12 protein-coding genes are annotated in these 17,726 nt (G+C 60.6%); 2 read left to right on the top strand and 10 right to left on the bottom strand.

Annotated features, from left to right (window positions below):
* Positions 1-50: 50 nt before the first annotated feature.
* Positions 51-1,673 (bottom strand): acyl-CoA synthetase, encoded by a 1,623-nt coding sequence (locus G5179_RS01460; protein ID WP_421257724.1) that lies wholly within the window; start codon positions 1,671-1,673, stop codon positions 51-53.
* A 666-nt stretch (positions 1,674-2,339) separates the two neighbouring features.
* Here G5179_RS01460 and G5179_RS01455 point away from each other — a divergent pair.
* The gene (locus G5179_RS01455; RefSeq protein ID WP_236095560.1) at positions 2,340-3,866 is read left to right on the top strand and encodes a YfcC family protein; all 1,527 of its coding nucleotides are present in this window, start codon (positions 2,340-2,342) and stop codon (positions 3,864-3,866) included.
* Positions 3,867-3,928: 62 nt separating this feature from the next.
* Here G5179_RS01455 and G5179_RS01450 read toward each other — a convergent pair whose 3' ends face one another.
* Entirely contained in the window at positions 3,929-4,117 is a 189-nt protein-coding gene (locus G5179_RS01450) for a hypothetical protein (protein ID WP_216950834.1), read from the bottom strand.
* A 501-nt stretch (positions 4,118-4,618) separates the two neighbouring features.
* Here G5179_RS01450 and G5179_RS01445 point away from each other — a divergent pair.
* Positions 4,619-5,158, top strand: a complete 540-nt coding sequence (locus G5179_RS01445; protein WP_026035120.1) for a glycine zipper 2TM domain-containing protein — start codon at positions 4,619-4,621, stop codon at positions 5,156-5,158.
* Positions 5,159-5,274: 116 nt separating this feature from the next.
* On the opposite strand, the gene xdhC is transcribed toward G5179_RS01445, so the two are convergent.
* From xdhC to ygfM, 8 genes are all read right to left on the bottom strand, one after another.
* Positions 5,275-5,760: a xanthine dehydrogenase iron sulfur-binding subunit XdhC gene (gene xdhC, locus G5179_RS01440; RefSeq protein ID WP_005336775.1), complete on the bottom strand. Its 486-nt coding sequence runs from the start codon at positions 5,758-5,760 to the stop codon at positions 5,275-5,277.
* Entirely contained in the window at positions 5,757-6,635 is an 879-nt protein-coding gene (xdhB, locus tag G5179_RS01435; protein ID WP_421255159.1) for a xanthine dehydrogenase FAD-binding subunit XdhB, read from the bottom strand. Before xdhB ends, xdhC begins: the two co-directional genes overlap by 4 nt.
* The gene (xdhA, locus tag G5179_RS01430; protein ID WP_421257723.1) at positions 6,628-8,946 is read right to left on the bottom strand and encodes a xanthine dehydrogenase molybdenum-binding subunit XdhA; all 2,319 of its coding nucleotides are present in this window, start codon (positions 8,944-8,946) and stop codon (positions 6,628-6,630) included. The genes xdhB and xdhA overlap by 8 nt, the downstream gene beginning before the upstream one ends.
* A 375-nt stretch (positions 8,947-9,321) precedes the next feature.
* Positions 9,322-10,623, bottom strand: a complete 1,302-nt coding sequence (locus tag G5179_RS01425) for an NCS2 family permease (RefSeq protein WP_180343373.1) — start codon at positions 10,621-10,623, stop codon at positions 9,322-9,324.
* A 397-nt stretch (positions 10,624-11,020) separates the two neighbouring features.
* Complete coding sequence (gene guaD / locus G5179_RS01420; protein WP_219263853.1) at positions 11,021-12,337, bottom strand: guanine deaminase; 1,317 nt, start codon at positions 12,335-12,337, stop codon at positions 11,021-11,023.
* Positions 12,338-12,389: 52 nt separating this feature from the next.
* Positions 12,390-13,913 (bottom strand): nucleobase:cation symporter-2 family protein, encoded by a 1,524-nt coding sequence (locus G5179_RS01415; protein WP_421257722.1) that lies wholly within the window; start codon positions 13,911-13,913, stop codon positions 12,390-12,392.
* Positions 13,914-14,008: 95 nt separating this feature from the next.
* Complete coding sequence (locus G5179_RS01410) at positions 14,009-16,906, bottom strand: molybdopterin-dependent oxidoreductase Mo/Fe-S-binding subunit (RefSeq protein ID WP_421257721.1); 2,898 nt, start codon at positions 16,904-16,906, stop codon at positions 14,009-14,011.
* Entirely contained in the window at positions 16,903-17,679 is a 777-nt protein-coding gene (ygfM, locus tag G5179_RS01405) for a molybdopterin-dependent oxidoreductase FAD-binding subunit (protein WP_421257720.1), read from the bottom strand. The genes G5179_RS01410 and ygfM overlap by 4 nt, the downstream gene beginning before the upstream one ends.
* Positions 17,680-17,726: the final 47 nt, after the last annotated feature.

Raw genomic sequence — 17,726 nt, 5'->3', positions numbered from 1 at the left:
CAGCTTAGTCATCCTATTGCACGCTGCTTTCACTCACGCTCGATTAGCACCTAACCCAGCTGTTTGCGCAGCACAAACTTTTGCACCTTGCCGGTCGAGGTCTTCGGCAGCGGGGTAAAGATGATCCGCTTGGGCGCCTTGAAGTGGGCCATCTGCTCACGACAAAAGGCGATCAGCTCCGCCTGGGTAGTATCTCGCCCCTCCTTCAATTTCACGAAGGCGCAGGGCACCTCCCCCCACTTCTCATCGGGCATGGCGATCACCGCCGCTTCGTCCACATCGGGATGGCGATAGAGCACATCTTCCACCTCCAGACTGGAGATGTTCTCCCCACCGGAGATGATGATGTCCTTGGATCTGTCCTTGATCTCCACATAACCATCCGGGTGCCACACCGCCAGATCGCCACTGCGAAACCACCCCTCCGCCATCGCCTCGGCGCTGGCCGCCGGATTTTTCAGATACCCCTTCATCACCACATTACCGCGCAGCACTATCTCCCCCATGGTTTTGCCATCTTTGGCTACCGGCTCGCCACTGACCGGATTGATAACCCGCATCTCCCCCTGCAGAGGCGATGCAACCCCCTGCCGCGCCTTGAGGCGGGAGAGCGTGGTGGCATCCTGACCTTGCCAGCTTCTTTGCGGTTCGCACAACACGCAGGGGCCATACGTTTCGGTGAGGCCATAGACGTGGGTCACAGCGATCCCCATCGCTTCCATACCGGCGATCACGGTGGCGGGGGGCGCTGCGCCAGCGGTCATCACCTTGATGGGGTGATCCAGCCCCTGCTTGAGCGCCGGGTCGGCATTGTTGAGCATATTGAGCACGATGGGCACCGCGCAGAAATGGCTCACCTTGTGCTCGTGCAGCGCCTCATAAATGGCGGCGGCCTGCACATGACGCAGGCAGACGCTCACCCCGGCGGTGGCCGCCAGGGTCCAGGGGAAGCACCAGCCGTTGCAGTGAAACATCGGCAAGGTCCAGAGATAGACGGGATGTTTGGGCAGCTCCCAGGAGAGCACATTGTTGATGGCGTTGAGGTGGGCACCGCGATGGTGATAGACCACGCCCTTGGGGTTGCCGGTGGTGCCGGAGGTGTAGTTAAGGGAGATCGCCTGCCACTCATCTTGTGGCAGCCAGCCGGGCTCATCGCCGTTACCAGTGGCAATAAAGGCCTCATAAGTCAGTTCACTGACAAGCGCCCCCTCCCGGTAGAGGGGATCATCGATGGCGATGACCAGCGGTTGGCTCTTCAGCAGATCCAGCGCCTTGCGCACCACGGCGCCAAACTCCCTGTCTACCAGCACCACCTTGCTCTGGGCATGCTGGAAGATAAAGGCCATCGACTCTGCATCGAGCCGGGTATTTATGGTGTTGAGCACGGCGCCGCTCATGGGCACCCCGAAGTGAGCTTCAAACATCGCCGGGATATTGGGCGCAACGATGGAGACGGTATCCCCCTCCCCGATGTCGTGAAGCCGCAGGGCCGAGGCAAGCTGGCGGCAACGGCGGGCGGTCTCGCCCCAGCTCTGGCGCAGCGGGCCGTTGATCAGCGCCGGATAGTCGGGATAGACCCGCTCCGCCCGCCCCAGAAAGCTGATGGGGGTCAGGGCCTCGAAATTGGCGGCGGTTTTGGCAAGGTCGCGCTCATAGATGTTCTGCACTGTCATCGGATTCCTTCCTCACAGGTGGCACAAAACGGGCAGTTTCGGGATGATTCAGAGATCAGACAGCGACATAGGCATCCTGCCCGTCACTGGTCTCTTATGGGGATGACAGCCTAACAGCGAGCCTGCGGCGGCAGGTATTAGCAAAACGTCTTAGACAGGGGCAGCCTGCTGCCAACAGAGGCCCCCTGTTTTCGTTGCAAAAAATATTTCATTACGGGAAAGCGTGCCATTTTTTTCACAGGCTGTTTTTGGCGAATAACGAAAAATGACGATAATGGAATATTATTCCGTCAAAACTGCTTTATATGTCATTTCATTCATCTCGGCACGCACTATTTTCATGCCATTTATTTAAGGAAAAGCACGTTAAATGAAAGCTGAAATAGTTATTGCATAACGCCATTTATTTCACCCCAGTCATTAAATTCATGACAAATAAATTCTGTGAGCCATCCCATAAAGCGAGCATGGCACCATGTTCATCAAGCCGCGCGCGGGTTACGGTTACAACGTGAAACAATCCACCGGATGTTTAATATCAGGCCAGATTTCTCGCCAATCACTACGCAATCTACAGTGATTTTGCGTACCTTGGATGTATGACGCAGAAACCCTATCGACCCGATATTCCGCCGAGCCCAAACCTGCTTTATCAAGGAGCATTTTATGTGTGCCGTGCCGAATACCACACCACGCAGACAATTCCCTACTGCATTTACCATTCTGTTTCTTATTATGTTACTGGCCATTGCACTGACCTGGATAATTCCGGCGGGCGCCTATGCCAAGCTCTCTTATAATCCAGCCAGTGAAAGCCTGATGGTCAATAGCCCACAGGGGGAAATAAGCCGACTTCCCGCAACCCAGGATGCCCTGGCAAAACTCAATATCAATATTGCGGTGGAGCAATTTACCAACGGCACCATCCGCAAGCCCATCGCCATTCCCGGCACCTATGCCCGATTGGAGCAAGCGCCCAAGGGGTTCGGTGACGTGGCGGTCAGCATGGTCAAGGGCACCATAGAGGGGGCGGATATCATCGTCTTTATTCTGGTGCTCGGGGGGCTGATCGGCGTCATCAACAAGACAGGTGCCTTCAGTGCAGGGCTGGTGGCGTTGTCGCGCAAGACCCGGGGCAACGAGTTCCTGTTTGTGGCGCTGGTCTGCTTCGTAATGGCGCTGGGAGGCACCACCTGCGGACTGGAGGAAGAGGCGGTCGCCTTCTACCCCATACTGGTGCCCATCTTTCTGGCGCTCGGCTATGACTCCATCGTCTGCGTAGGGGCCATCTTCCTCGCCGCCTCCATGGGTACCACCTTCTCCACCATCAATCCCTTCTCGGTGGTGATCGCCTCCAATGCCGCCGGCATTCCCTTTACCGAGGGGCTGATCTTTCGCGCCATTGGCTGTCTGGTGGGCACCCTGGTGGTGATCGGCTATCTCTACTGGTACTGCAAGAAGATCAAGGCCAATCCAGCCTTCTCCTACACCTATGAGGACAGAGAGAGTTTTCGCGCCCGTTTTCTCAAAGAGGGCTCTATGGACGAAGGGGTGCCCTTCACCCTGCGCCGCAAGATCATTCTGACCCTGTTTATCCTCGCCTTCCCGCTGATGGTGTGGGGCGTCTCCATGGCCGGTTGGTGGTTTCCGCAGATGGCAGCCTCCTTCCTGACCATCGCCATCATCATCATTTTTATCTCGGGTCTCAAAGAGAAAGAGGCGGTCGAAGCCTTTACTCAGGGGGCATCAGAACTGGTGGCCGTCTCCCTCATCATCGGGCTGGCACGGGGGGTCAATCTGGTGCTGGATCAGGGGATGATCTCGGACACCATTCTGGCCTACGCCTCCGATCTGGTCTCCGGCATGCACGGCGCCGTGTTCGCGGTGGCGCAGATGCTGGTGTTCACCCTGCTGGGGCTGGTGGTGCCCTCCTCCTCGGGGCTCGCAGTGCTCTCCATGCCCATCATGGCGCCGCTGGCAGATACCGTGATGATCCCCCGCTATATCGTGGTGTCGGCCTACAACTGGGGCCAATACGCCATGCTGTTCCTGGCCCCCACCGGACTGGTGCTGGTCACCCTGCAGATGCTCGGCATCCAGTTCAACAAGTGGGTCAAGTTCGTGCTGCCCATGGTGGGCTTTGTGCTGGGATTTGGCGCCCTGATGCTTGTGGCGCAAGTGATGTTGGCCTGATGGGCCTGTGATACATGAGTGACAACACCCCGTGCCTGGCGCGGGGTGTTCTTTTGTCAGCCTTAGTGGCGTACCCGCCCCTGCTGGCGGAAGCAGTAGAGCTTGAGGCTGATGTCGGCGATATCGGCGGGAAGCTCCTCTCCCTGCTCGGCAAGGGGCTGGTAGAGGGATGAGAGCAGACGTTCGGCCTGCTGCACCGTGATGATGTTGGCCTGGATGGCCGGGGTGATCCAGCTGGGTAACATTGACATATCTCCCCCTCGTTGATCCGGTGATCTCGGGTGAACATCTTCATATCAGGTCTTACGCAGTTGTCTGCCGACCCGTTCACCCTCTGCTTCACCCAATCAAAGCAAAATGCTTGCCGTGATCTCTTATCGGCCAACATCCGATGGGGCTGGAGCCATTTATCAACCACTTGCGTGGCCATCTCAACGAACAGAGTCCTTGTTCAAGACCTCCCTTGACCTGCCCCCGTCAGCACTTTGCCACTCTGGCATTCTGCTCACCGCCCGCCTTGCAAATTGCGACTCGAATTGCTCCTTATCACACTGGCAGAGTCCACCATGCGCCGGAAACCGGTCACTTTTAGTCCGTTGTCGCCAAAGCAAGACACTTTTTCGGGGTGGCTATTTTTTGACCTTGCCAGCGCCTGTCGCAGGCCCATCCCCCTCGCCTTGTCCGGCCAACCGGTTGTGACAAGATGGCGCCAGATTGGAACAGCCCGTATGGGTATGCAGGAGAACAACAAGATGAACAGATCCATGATGGCAGGTATCGGTATTGGCATCGCCTCGGCCCTGGCACTCTCGGCCGCGGCCAGCGGCTCCCTCTTTACACCCCAACCCACCTTTGCCGAGGTGATCGCCAGCAAGCCGATCACAGAGACCATCAAGACTCCCCGACAGGAGTGTCGCAACGTCACCGTGACCCACCGCAAGCCGGTACAGGATGAGCACAAGATCCTCGGCACAGTGGTTGGCGCAGCGCTAGGTGGCGTGGTTGGCCACCAGTTTGGCGGCGGCAGCGGCAAGAAGGTGGCCACTGCTGCAGGGGCCGTCGCGGGGGGTTATGCCGGTAATCAGGTGCAGGGCAATATGCAGGCGGGCGATACCTACACCACCACCGAGCAGCGCTGCAAAACCGTACAGGATACGAGCGTCAACACCATTGGTTATGACGTGACCTATCGCCTCGCCGGTCAGGAGGGGGTGATCCGCATGAAGCAAGCCCCGGGCGCCACCATTCCGGTCAAAGATGGCAAATTGGTGATCGACCAGCCAAAAGTGTGATTTCTCCTGACCCCACTCAGCAGCAGGCCCGCCTCTTTCGAGGCGGGCCTGTGTTTTTGGGCGGCTTGATTTCCTTTCTCACACAACAGCATGCACCACTCACGGCACCCGAACTATCACCCTTTGCAGCACTTCTTCACCGCCCGTACCACGTTCTGATAACCGGTACAGCGGCAGAGGTTGCCCGATAGCCCGCGGCGGATCTCCGCATCGGTCAGCGGACGGCGCTCGGTCTTGTCGAGCAGGGCGGCGCTCGCCATTACCAGGCCTGGGGTGCAAAAACCGCACTGCACCGCCCCCTCGTCGATAAAGGCCTGCTGCACATCAGAGAGCTCGTTACCTTTGCGTTCCCCCTCCACGGTACGAATGGATTTGCCATCGGCCCAGACCGCCAGATAGAGGCAGCTGTCGATAGCCGTGCCATCCACCCGCACGGTACAGGCGCCGCACTCACCGACACTGCACCCCTCTTTCACGCTGATAAGCCCCTGCCCGCGCAGAAAGTGGAGCAGCGACATGGTGGGCGGCACTGCATAGGAGTAAGGCTTGCCGTTGATCTCGCACTGGATCTCCACTGCGGGACAGCTTTGCGGTTGCATCATAGGATCTTGCCTCCGGCACGTTCGACTGCGCAGGCGACCACCCGCTGCGCCAGGGTTTTGATAAGGTGCAGGCGAAACTCCTTCTCCGCCCGCCAGGAGGAGCGCGGCGCCACATCGGCTACCACCGCCTCGGCAATGGCTGCCAGTGTGGCGCGAGTCAGCGGTTGCCCTTCGGCCGCAGCTTCCGCGTGAGGCGTGCGTACCGGTGTCGGTGCCGCCACCCCATAGGCCAGCCGCAGACTCTTGAAGTGACCATCCTCAATCTGGCAGTAGGCGGCGCAGCCGATGGTCGCGATATCCATGGCATCGCGCATGGCGTATTTGAAGTAGTGGGAGCCCACATGGGGGTGCGAGTCCGGGGCAAAGTGAAACGCCACCAGAATTTCCGCCGGTTGCAGCGCAACCTTGCCTGGGCCGGTATGAAAACCGGCGATGGGGATGCGGCGTGTGCCGTTAGGACCAGCAATCTCAAGCTCGGCCTCCAGCGCGACGGTAGGCGCCGCCGAGTCGGCACTGGTGGCGCCGTTGCAGATGTTGCCGCCATAGGTGGCGACGTTGCGGATCTGCGGGCCGGCGATAGTAGCGGCCGCCTCGGCCAGCATCGGCAGGCGGCGCTGCACCAGTTCGTTCTCGATGAGCTCGGTAAAGGTGGTGCCGGAGCCGATGCGGATAGAACCGTCAGCCAGCTCGCTCACCCCTTTGAGTTCGGGCAAGTCGTGAATATCGACGATATGACGATAGGCGGCGTTGAGGTGATGCAGCTGGATCATCACATCGGTGCCGCCTGCCAGCAAACGCGCCTCGGGGTCAGCCTGACGCAGGGTGACCGCCTCGGCCACACTGCGGGCCTTGTAGTAACGGGCAATATCAAACATGGTGTTGCTCCTCCCCTGCTCCCTCGCCAATTAGACCCGCCGTGACAAACTCCCGAAACAGGGTCTTGGGGGTAATGGGCAGCTCGTTGATGGCCACCCCGGTCGCCATGCGAATGGCGTTACGGATCGCCGGGCCCGGCGAGATGATGGGCGGTTCCCCCAGGGATTTGTGGCCATAGACCGACTGGGGCTCGTAGGTCTGCACGAAGTCGCATTCCAGCTCGGGCAAATCCAGCATGGTGGGGAACTTGTAATCGAGCAGGTTGGGGTTGCGCACCACGCCGGTTTTGGCGTCGATGATCATCTCCTCGAACAGCGACCAGCCGATCCCCATCCCCATGCCGCCATGCACCTGCCCCTCCGCCAGCTGTGGATTGAGGATCTTGCCGGCATCGTGCAGGTTGATGATGCGATTGATGGTCACCTTGCAGAGATCGATATCGACGCTGAGATCGACAAAGGTGCAGCCAAAACTGGGCGGGTTGGTGGTGGTCTTGTGGGAGACTTCCGACGTGATCTGGCCGCCGATCGTGAGGTGGTAGTAGGCGTTGACCGACACCTCGGCGACGCTGATCAGCACCTTGTCCGGCGCACCGGCCAGCACCACGTAGCCGTCGATCAGGGTGAGCGATCCCACATCCTGATGGCAGAGCTGGGCTGCCAGCGAGAGGATGCGGGCCCGCAGTTGCAGCGCCGCCTGATGAATGGCGGGGGCCGCCACATAGCTCTGACGCGAGGCGAACGAGCCCGGATCGTAGGCGGTAATGTCGGTATCCTGAGTCGAGATGACCCGGATCTGCTCAAACGGAATGCCCAATGTCTGGGCCGCCATCTGGGCAAAGACGGTATCCGATCCCTGCCCTATCTCGGTAGCACCGATCTGCAAATTGACAGTGCCATCCTGATTGAGCAGCATGCGGGCGCCCGCAATTTCAACCCCCACCGGATAGGTGTTGGAGCCGTAGCTAAAGCATGCAACCCCGATGCCGCGTCGCAGCCGGCTCGCCGGATCCTGCCCCAGACACTCGGCCTTGAGCCGATCCCACTCGAACATCTCGCGACCACGGATCAGGCAGTCGGGCAACCCGGCGCTGTAGATGGTCTTCTGGTTGACCTGATTGACGTCCCCTTCCCTCGCCACGTTGGCGATGCGCACATCAAGCGGATCCAGCCCCAGTTCGGCGCAGGCGTCATCCAGCATGCATTCGAGGGCAAAAATCACCTGCGGCGCGCCGTAACCGCGCATGGCACCGGCGGTGGGCAGGTTGCTGTAGAAGGTTTGGGCGTCGTAGCCAAAGGCGCTACGCGGATAGAGGTAGCTGATCTTGTTGGCCCCAGCGCTGGCGATGGAGTGGCCGTGGGAGGCATAGCCGCCGGTGTTGGAGAGCACGTCAAGCTGATACCCCTTAAGGGTGCCATCGCGGTTGAGGCCCATCTTGCCATCGATGGCAAAGCCGTGGCGGGTGCGGGAGGCAAAAAAGCACTCCTCCCGGCTCAAGGTCACCTTGACCGGCACGCCGCCAAGCTTGTAGCTCAGAAACGCGGCCATCGGCTCTTCCAGCACATCCTGCTTGTTGCCAAAACCGCCGCCCATATAGGGCTTGATCACTCGCACGCTCGACCAGGGCAGACCGAGGGATTTGGCCACCCGGCTGCGCACTATCTGGGGGATCTGGGTACTGCTGACCACTATGATGTGGTCCGGCTGATCCATGTAGGCGTAGCAGGTCACCGTCTCCAGATGGCAGTGCTGCACCACAGGCGTCCGGTAGTGCCCCTGAAACTGCAGATCGGCCGCCGCAATGGCCTGCTCCGGATCATTGGCACGAAGCTGGCTTTGGCGCAGCAGATTGCCGCTCGGGTGGATGGGATAGGCTCCGTCGGCCAGGGCACTTTCGGCATCCGTCATCACCGGCAGTAGCTCGTAGGTCACCTTGACCAAGGCGGCAGCCTTCTCGGCCACCAGCGGATCCCGGGCCACCACGATGGCGACGCCATCGCCGAAGTGGCGTACATGGTCGGTGAGCAGACGGCGGTCTTTCACATCCCGTTTCGCCTCATCGAGAGACCAGGCGTGACCGGCGGTGCGAAAACAGGTGGTGGGGACATCTTCATGGGTAAACACGGCTTCGACCCCGTGCAGGGCCAGCGCCTCGGTCGCATCGATGGCAAGCACCTTGCCGTGGGCAATATTGCTTCGCACGTACTTGGCGTGGCGCATCCCGAGCATGATGTTGTCATCGGTATAGCGGGCGCTGCCGGTCACCTTGGCCTCGGCATCCACCCGCTTGAGCGGTAATCCTATGGACATATGCAAGTCCTTTTTCGAATGGAAAAATCTGGAACCGGCATAAAAAACAGCAAGATATGCGCCTGTTTCCCGCCATCGTCAGGAGAATGGGGAGAAGTGTGAAGGGGATCCCATCTAGCCCGCTTTTGTTGGCCCGAAGCGACAAGCCAGGGGCAGCCCCTGAGCAAACGGGGCACATCAGCGGTGACAAAAGCGGCAGAGCGAGAAGAGCAAGGGTGGGAGCCTATCAATCTGGTAGGAGGATTTATCAAAATGGTATCGCGATACCCCCCCAACTTCGGAGACGGCCGAGACGTGATAGTCAGCATGAGCGGGCTAAAAATAACAGGCATAAAAATGGGGCCGCCAGTGCGGCCCCAAACGGGCGGGTTATCCCTAAATAGCCCACCCCCCAGCATAAAAGAGCACCAGCGCCAGGGCGATGACCACGGTGCCGACGTTGAGCTTGTGCCACTCCTTCGAGCAGATGCGGCCGATCACCAGCGAGCTGAAGCCGAGCATGATGCCGGTGACAATATTGCAGGTGAGCACGATAAAGACGGCGCACACCAGCCCGGACATGGCCCCGACAAAGTCATCGAAATCGAGTTTGGTGACGTTGCTCAGCATCAAGAGCCCCACATACATCAGGGCCGGTGCGGTGGCATAGGCGGGCACCAGATAGGAGAGCGGCGAGAGGAACAGCATCAGCAGGAACAGGCCGCCGACCACGGTCGCGGTCAGGCCGGTTTTGCCCCCCGCCGCCGTGCCCGCCGCCGATTCGATATAGACGGCAGCCGGAGCCGCCCCCACCAGACTGGAGAAGATGCTGCTGACCGAGTCGGCACTGAGTGCCTTGCCGCTGTTGATGATGTGACCATCCTTATCGAGCAGATTGGCCTGCCCCGCCACGGCGCGGATGGTGCCGGTGGCATCGAATACCGCCGTCATTACCAGCGCCAGCACGCTGGGCAACACCAGCGGCGAGAGGGCCCCCATGATATCCAGACTGAAGATGAGGGACTTGCCCTGATCGTCCGAGAGGCTCGGCAGGGCGAACAGTCCCTGATACTTCACCGCCGGATCGAAGATAAGGCCGAAGATAGAGATGGCGATAATCACCAGCAGGATCCCCCCCGGTACTCTCAGCTTCTCCAGCCCGAAGATCACCGCCAGGCCGATCAGGGACATGATGACCGGCATGGAGGTAAAAGCCCCCAGCGCCACCGGCAGTCCCTCAAGCGGGTTCTTGATCACCAGCCCCACCCCGTTGGCGGCGATAAGCAGCAAGAAGAGACCGATCCCGATACCGGTACCGTGGGCAATCCCCATCGGCAGGTTGTCGAGGATCCAGCTACGCACCCCGGTCACCGAGATGGCGGTAAAGAGTACCCCCATCAGAAAGACGGCCCCCAGCGCCACCGGAATGGGGATCTGCTGCCCCAGCACCAGACTGAATGCGGTAAACGCCGTGAGGGAAATAGCGCAGCCGATGGCCATCGGCAGCTTGGCCCAGAGCCCCATCAAGAGCGAGCCGAACCCCGCCACCAGACAGGTGGCGACAAACACGGCGCCGGGAGGAAAGCCCGCCTTGCCGAGCATGCTCGGCACCACGATCACCGAGTAGACCATGGCAAGGAAGGTGGTGAGGCCCGCCAGAACCTCCTGTCTGACATTGCTGCCCCGCTCGCTGATCATAAAGTAGCGATCAAGAGCCGTGAGCGGCTGTTGCTTTGCTGTGCTCTGGCTGGCGTCATCATTGGCCAGCTGTTCCACGCTGTTTGTCCTGCTGTTTGCTTGGGTCATACCCAACTCCTTCACACGCGCCTGAATGTTCCATGACGAAATGGCGACAGGATCTGCGGGTCTGCCGAACGCCAGTCTGATAAGAAATAGGCGATGGTGGCAGAGGATGCGACAGACAGACCAGGGCAGGCAGCCTTGACTCAAACGTTTGCCTTGCTGGTCAAAAAAACCGGGCCATTTCACGTTCTATGCGGGGAGATCCCCTGTGGTGCGGCAAGACTGGCGCCCCTGTGGGGCACGCCAGCCGCCGTATTCGTTGGGGCTGCGCCGCGGCAGCCCACTCCAGCCCCTACCCCCGTTCATGCACTAGTTGGCCATCCACGTAGGTGCGGTAGATGGATCTGTCATCCCCCAGGGTCAACAGCACAAAGAGCTTGTCCCGCAGGGTGGTGGAGTTGTCATAACGCAGCTGCTGCAGCGGGGTGGCGACCGGGTCGAGCACCACGAAGTCCGCCTCCTTGCCCACCGCAAAGCTGCCGATCTTCTCGTCCAGCCCCAGCGAATGGGCGCCGCCCAGGGTGGCCAGATAGAAGGCCTGATAGGCCGAGAGCCGCTCACCCTGCAACTGCATCACCTTGTAGGCCTCGTTGAGGGTCTGCAGCATGTTGAAGGTGGTGCCGGCGCCGATGTCGGTGCCCATCCCCACCTTCACCTGCTTGCGCCACGCCTTGTGCAGCTTGAACAGACCGCTGCCCAAATAAAGGTTGGAGGTGGGACAAAACGCGATGGTGGATCCGGTCTCCTTCAGGCAATCCCACTCCTGCTCTTCCAGATGGACGCAGTGGGCAAACACGCAGTTGTGGCCGGTGAGCCCATGCTGGTGATAGACATCGAGATAACCCTTGTGCGCCGGGAAGAGGGATTTGACCCAGGCGATCTCGTCCTTGTTCTCGCACAGATGGGTGTGCAGATAGGTGGTGGGAAACTCTTCGCGCAGTCGCCGCGCCATCGCCAGCTGCTCGGGTGTCGAGGTGGGTGCAAATCGTGGTGTGATGGCATAGAGTAGGCGACCATTGCCGTGCCAGCGCTCGATAAGCTGCTTGCTCTGCACATAGCTGCTCTCGGCGGTATCGAGCAGATAATCGGGTGCATTGCGATCCATCATCACCTTGCCCGCGATCATCCGCATATTGATACGACTGGCCGCCTCGAACAGGGCATCCACTGACTCGGGGTGAACGGTGCCGAACACCAGCGCCGTGGTGGTGCCGTTGCGCAGCAGCTGCTTGATAAAGAAGGTGGACATCTCGCGGGCATATTCGAGATCGTTGTAACGCCGCTCGGCCGGGAAGGTGTGGCGGTTGAGCCACTCCAGCAGCTGCTCGCCATAGGCCCCTACCATCTCGCTCTGGGGATAGTGAATGTGGGTATCGACAAAGCCGGGCACTATCATCTTGCCGCGATAATCGCGCACCCGCACCTCGGCCGGGATGCGATCACGGCCCTCCTCCCACTCACCGAACCAGTCGATGCAGCCGTTGCGAATGATCAGCAGACCATCCTCGATAAGACGGGCGTTGGACTCAATCTCCTCGGGCTGATCCACCACCCGGGTGATATCGAAGAAGCTGCCGCGTACCGCTTTGACAGAGTTGTCGTTTTTCATAACCGTTTCCCTGTTTTTCTTGTTCTATTGACGTTTTTTGCCGGTTTAACCGTCAGATCCGTTCCACTTGTGGCGCCACCGCCTGCCCGGGTACTGGCTCTGGTGAACCCTCCTCCTTGCTGGCCGATGGCTGGCCCGCACTGCGGGCGGTAAAGCTCACATCCGGCTTGTCGCTCAGCTGGATCACCTCCACCGCCTCGGCATCCCTGACGGCCGCCTTGCGTTTGCGGCTTTGCGGCAGCACCAGATTCATGATGATGGCGGTGATGCCGCCAGCGCAGATGGGGTTCTCCACCAGCATGTAGATACCCGCTGGCAGCACCTTGAAGACGTTCGGGTCATAGGAGACGCCGAGCCCAAGGCCAAGCGAGGTGGCGACAATCAGAGTCTCCCGCCGATCGAAGCCGTGGCTGATGATGATGCGACCACCGGCGATGGCGATCATCGAGAACATGATGACCATGGCGCCCCCCATCACAGGTGACGGTATGGTGGTAAAGAAGCGCCCTACTACGGGGAAGAGCCCCAGCAGCACCAGGATGACGGCGATAAACTTGCCCACATGGCGTGAGGCCACCCCGGTCATCTGGATGACGCCGTTGTTCTGGGCAAAGGTGGTGAGCGGCAAAGAGCCGAGTGCCGAGGCGATCACCGATACCAGACCGTCCGCCAGTACGCCGCCGGAGAGCCGCTTTTGAAACTCGGGGCCCTGAATATCCCGGTGAGAGACCATGGCGGTGGCGGTGATGTCCCCCACCGCCTCCAGCACGCTCAACAGATAGATGGTGCCCGCCAACATAAAGGCGTGAAAATCGAAGGAAAAACCGTACTTGAACGGGATCGGCACTGTAATAAGCGGCAGGTTCTCAAGGGCGGTGAAATCCACCATGCCAAGCATCAGGGCCACCGCATAGCCCACCATCAGGCCGATGGCGATGCCGCTCATCCGCAGCAGCGGGCTTCGGCTGCAGTTGAAGGCGACGATAACGCAGAGCACCAAGAGCCCCAGCCCGATGTTCTCATATTTGCCAAAGGTGCCGCTGCTCATGGCGGAGAAGCCGCCGCCAAAGTCGATGATCCCCACCTTGATAAGGCTCAGACCAATCATCAGCACCACTACCCCGCTCACGGTCGGGGTGATCACCCGCTTGAGGTAGGGCAGCACAAAGGAGGAGCCCATCACCAGAAAGGCGCCGACAAAAGAGACCCCGAGCAGGGTCGAGACGATCAGCTCCTCATGGATGCCATCTTTTTTCATGGCGCCGCCGAGGGCGATCATCACGGTGACGAAGGAGAAGTTGACCGACTGGATGGAGAGCAGCCCCGAACCGATGGGGCCATAACGGTTCACCTGCAACCAGGTGCCGATACCGGAGGCGATCATCGCCATGGAGACCAGATAGGCGGTGATCTCGGTGGAGAGGCCCAGGGCGCCGCCGACGATCAGCGCCGGGGTCACCATGGGAACAAAAATAGCCAGCAGATGGGTCACTGCGCCCATCAGGGTTTGATAAAACGGGGGGTTGTCTTCCAGCTCGTAAATGAGATCCGAGTGCTTGCGTGTTGTTTTAGACATCGTGTTTGTCCCATCACACAGAATGTAGGCGGAGTACTCATTCCGCCGTCAGGCGCTGGGGGCGAGCTGGCGCCCGCCCCTCACCTTTTCTTTTGTTATGCCGACACTTTTTGCTCCAACTTGCCCAGCTCGCGCAGGATCTGCTCCGGCGTGAAGTGCCACTTGCGCAGCCAGACACCGCAGGCGTCGTGGATGGCGGTGGCGATGGCAGGCGCCGCGCCGTTCACCCCAATCTCCGAGATGGACTTGGCGCCGTAAGGGCCAACCTTGTCGTCACTCGGTACCAGGAAGGCCCGGAAGTCGCGCGGAATGTCGCCAATCTTGGGCGCGCCATAGCTCTTCAGATCCCGAGTGAGCGGGATACCCTTGCTGTCGTAGCAGATCTCTTCGGTCATGGTGTGGCCGATGGCCCGCATGGTCGCCCCGTAGATCTGGCCGAGGGCCAGCTCCGGGTTGATGGGGGTACCGCAGTCGAGCAGGGCGTAGAACTTGTCGAGGCGGATCTCGCCGGTTCTGACGTTGACCGCCACCTCGGCGAAGTTGGCCCCGTACGGGAAGGCAAGCTCAGAGGTGATATAGCTGGCAGTGCCCACCAGAATGCCGAAGCCGGTACCGGTCTCGGCCTTGTGGGCCAGCTTGGCGAGGGTCACCTCCCCCTGCTTGCCGCGCACGATCCCCGGGTGAACCAGCTCTACGTCTTCGACCGGCTCGCCCAGCATGGCGGCGCCGTGGAACAGGATCTTAGCCTTGAGGTTCTCGGCCGCCATCTTGGCCGCGTTGCCGGAGAAGCAGGTACCGGACGAGGCGTAAGCCCCCTTGTCGAACAGGGCGTGGTCGGTGTCGCCAGAGATCACATGCACATCGCCGAGCGGGCAACCGAGCACCTCAGCGGTCAGCTTGGCCACCACGGTATCGAGGCCGGTGCCGATATCGGCGCCACCGGAGTGGACGATAAAGGTGCCGTCAGATTCCAGCTTGACCATGCAGTTGGCCTGATCGATATCGGGGATCCCCGATTTTTGCATGATGATGGCGACGCCACGACCGATGCGCCAATCCCCGTCAGCGGGTTTGGGGCTATCCCAGGCAATCAGTTCGCGACCCTGTTTGAGGATGGGCTCGAGGGCGCAGCTGGCGGCGTGGGGCACCGAAGTAGGCATCTTGCCCTCGCCGATGGCACCCAGCACCTTGAGGATATCCCCTTCGTGCACCCGGTTGTGCTCCACCATGTCGAGCTGATCGATCCCCAGTTTATCGGCCAGTTCGGCAATGGCCATGGTCAGGGCAAAGTTGCCCTTGGGCGCGCCATAACCCTGATAGGCACCGGTCGGGCAGATGTTGCTGTAGTAGGTGTTGACGGTAAAGCGCACGTTGTCGCACGGGTAGAGCGGCAGGGAGAGCGCCGGGCCGTTACTCGGCACCGTTAATGAGTGGTTACCATAAGGGCCGGTGTTGGCGCGAAAATCCATCTCGATGGCGGTGATGGTGCCATCTTTTTTGGCCCCCACTTTCACCTTCACCTTGGCCACGTGGCGGGAGGTGTTGCTGATGAACTCCTCTTCACGGGTGTAGCGGAAGGTGACCGGACGGCCGGTGACCCTGGTCGCCCAGGCGCACACCTCTTCCAGCAGGATATCCTGCTTGGAGCCAAAGCCGCCCCCTACCCGCTCCTTGATCACGTGCACCTGATGTTGCTTGAGGCCGACGATACGCGCCACCTGACGGCGCACGTGCCACGGCACCTGAGTAGAGGCGTGAATGACCAGACGCTCCCCATCCATGTAGGTGAAGCAGATGTGCGGCTCGGTCGGGCACTGCTGGGCCTGGGTCGATTCGTAGGTGCGCTCGACAATCTCGTCCGCCTCGGCAAAGCCCTTGGCCACGTCACCAATCTGGCCATGGACGCTGGCGGCCAGGTTCTCGTGCGGGCGGGAGCCGATGGGGAAGTTGATGATCATGTGCTCGTCGCCGCGGCGCACCGAGCAGGCGTTCTGCTGCTCGAGATCCGCAGGCGCCCCGGCCATGTAAACGATGGGCTCGTCGTGCACCATCGGTGCATTGGGGGCCATCGCCTCATCGATATTCATGACCGCTGGCAGCACCTGATACTCGACCTCGATGAGTTTGAGGGCCGCCAATGCGATGGCTTCGCTCTCGGCCACCACGGCGGCGACCCTGTCACCTACGTGGCGCACCTTGCGGCTGAACATGCGGCGATCGAGCGGTGACGGCTCAGGGGCACTCTGACCACCCGGGGTGTAAAACACATCCGGGCAGTTGAGGTGGGTGATGACATGCACGACGCCCGGCAGCGCCTCGGCGCGGCTCACATCGAGTTTGGTGATCACCGCATGGGGATGGGGACTGCGCAGCATCTTGATGATCAGTGCATCTTCAGTAACCCGATCCTCCACATAGCAGGGCTTGGCCTGCACCATCTTGGCGGCGTCCACTTTTGGGCAGCTCTTGCCGATATGGCGCAGATCGTCGCGAAACTCCGGGGCGATCTGGCACAGGTAATCGGGATCCTTCATCCGTGAGCAGGCAAGTTCGATGGCCTGATAGAACTGCTGATAACCGCCATCGCGGTGAAACAGGCCCGAGAGGGCATCGTCGATTTGATCACGGGTGGGCTCGGGGTGGCGATCAAGCAGGTCGGTGACGATGAGCGCGGCGGCCGGATCGTTGTAGCCGGACTGCACCACGCCCACATCCACCATTGCCTGCTGCACCAGACTGAGCTGGTTCCAGCTGCCCAGCGACTCGGCGGTGCGCACTTCTGATCCATCCAGCTGGGCGGCGATCAGAAGGGAGGCGTTGATCACCTTGCCGTTGAAGAGAATGGCGTCGGAGCCGGCGAAGCCGAAGCCGTCGTCGCTGTTGCGCACCGAGTGCATCCGGCACTGGTTGAACAGCACCCGCTGGGCATTGTCACCGGCCTTGCAGATGACGGTGCGCAGGGCACCGTTCAGGGTAAAGTTGAGTTCCATCATGCTTGCACCTCCTGCTGCTGGCAGTCCACCAGCAGATCCGCCACTACCACACCGGTGATATACCGCTTGTAACTCACGCTGCCCGCCAGATCCTCACGGGGCGCAACCAGCTCGCTCACGGCCGCCTCCAGCGCGGCATCGTGCAGATCGCGGCGCTCCACATCACGCAGGCGCATCGGCTGCGGTGTAACGCCAGCAACGGCGACCCGCATCTCGCCAAGGGCATCGAGGGCCACAGCGGCGGTCATCACCGCCAGACCGTCGGCGTTGCGGCTGATGCGGCGAGTGGCGCAGCGCAGCGCGGGCTCCGGCAACACCACCCCCAGCACCAGCTCCTTGCGCTGGCCGGCCAGATAGGCATCGATGGGTTGCAGCTGGTTGTTCTCCAGCACTACCACGGCTTCGAGGACCAGTAGTACCGGCAACAGCGGGGAGTCCTGCTGTTGGCAGGCAATCTCGCCGCCGAGGGTGGCCTGATTACGCAGGTGGCGGGAGTAGACAAACCCCAGCGCCTCGCACAGGGCGGCCGGGGTACGGGGATCGTCTTTGAAGGCTTGCAGGGTGACGGTGGCGCCGATGTGGAGTTGACCGTGCTGCTGCTCAATCTGGCCAAGTCCGAGCTTGTCCAGCGAGATGGCGACCTTCTTGTCGGTGCGGGTCGGGGCTGCGTTGAGCTTGCTGCCACCCCCCATGTAGACGGCGTCGTTGCCAAAGCGGGCCTTGAGTTCCAAAGCCTGACCCAGTTGCTCGGGTCGGAAGAATTGCTCAATCATGTGTCGTCCTTACTCTTGCTGCCCGCCGCCGGGAAAATCCACAGGGC

Source organism: Aeromonas sp. 600886 (assembly GCF_049174935.1).
Taxonomy (GTDB): domain Bacteria; phylum Pseudomonadota; class Gammaproteobacteria; order Enterobacterales; family Aeromonadaceae; genus Aeromonas; species Aeromonas veronii_A.
This window is presented reverse-complemented; position numbering and strand designations above follow the sequence as displayed.

Bases quoted from the DNA above. Each gene is read 5' to 3' on its own strand.
- G5179_RS01460 (WP_421257724.1), bottom strand. From the start codon at position 1,673: ATGACAGTGCAGAACATCTATGAGCGCGACCTTGCCAAAACCGCCGCC.
- G5179_RS01455 (WP_236095560.1), top strand. From the start codon at position 2,340: ATGTGTGCCGTGCCGAATACCACACCACGCAGACAATTCCCTACTGCA.
- G5179_RS01450 (WP_216950834.1), bottom strand. From the start codon at position 4,117: ATGTCAATGTTACCCAGCTGGATCACCCCGGCCATCCAGGCCAACATC.
- G5179_RS01445 (WP_026035120.1), top strand. From the start codon at position 4,619: ATGAACAGATCCATGATGGCAGGTATCGGTATTGGCATCGCCTCGGCC.
- xdhC (WP_005336775.1), bottom strand. From the start codon at position 5,760: ATGATGCAACCGCAAAGCTGTCCCGCAGTGGAGATCCAGTGCGAGATC.
- xdhB (WP_421255159.1), bottom strand. From the start codon at position 6,635: ATGTTTGATATTGCCCGTTACTACAAGGCCCGCAGTGTGGCCGAGGCG.
- xdhA (WP_421257723.1), bottom strand. From the start codon at position 8,946: ATGTCCATAGGATTACCGCTCAAGCGGGTGGATGCCGAGGCCAAGGTG.
- G5179_RS01425 (WP_180343373.1), bottom strand. From the start codon at position 10,623: ATGATCAGCGAGCGGGGCAGCAATGTCAGACAGGAGGTTCTGGCGGGC.
- guaD (WP_219263853.1), bottom strand. From the start codon at position 12,337: ATGAAAAACGACAACTCTGTCAAAGCGGTACGCGGCAGCTTCTTCGAT.
- G5179_RS01415 (WP_421257722.1), bottom strand. From the start codon at position 13,913: ATGTCTAAAACAACACGCAAGCACTCGGATCTCATTTACGAGCTGGAA.
- G5179_RS01410 (WP_421257721.1), bottom strand. From the start codon at position 16,906: ATGATGGAACTCAACTTTACCCTGAACGGTGCCCTGCGCACCGTCATC.
- ygfM (WP_421257720.1), bottom strand. From the start codon at position 17,679: ATGATTGAGCAATTCTTCCGACCCGAGCAACTGGGTCAGGCTTTGGAA.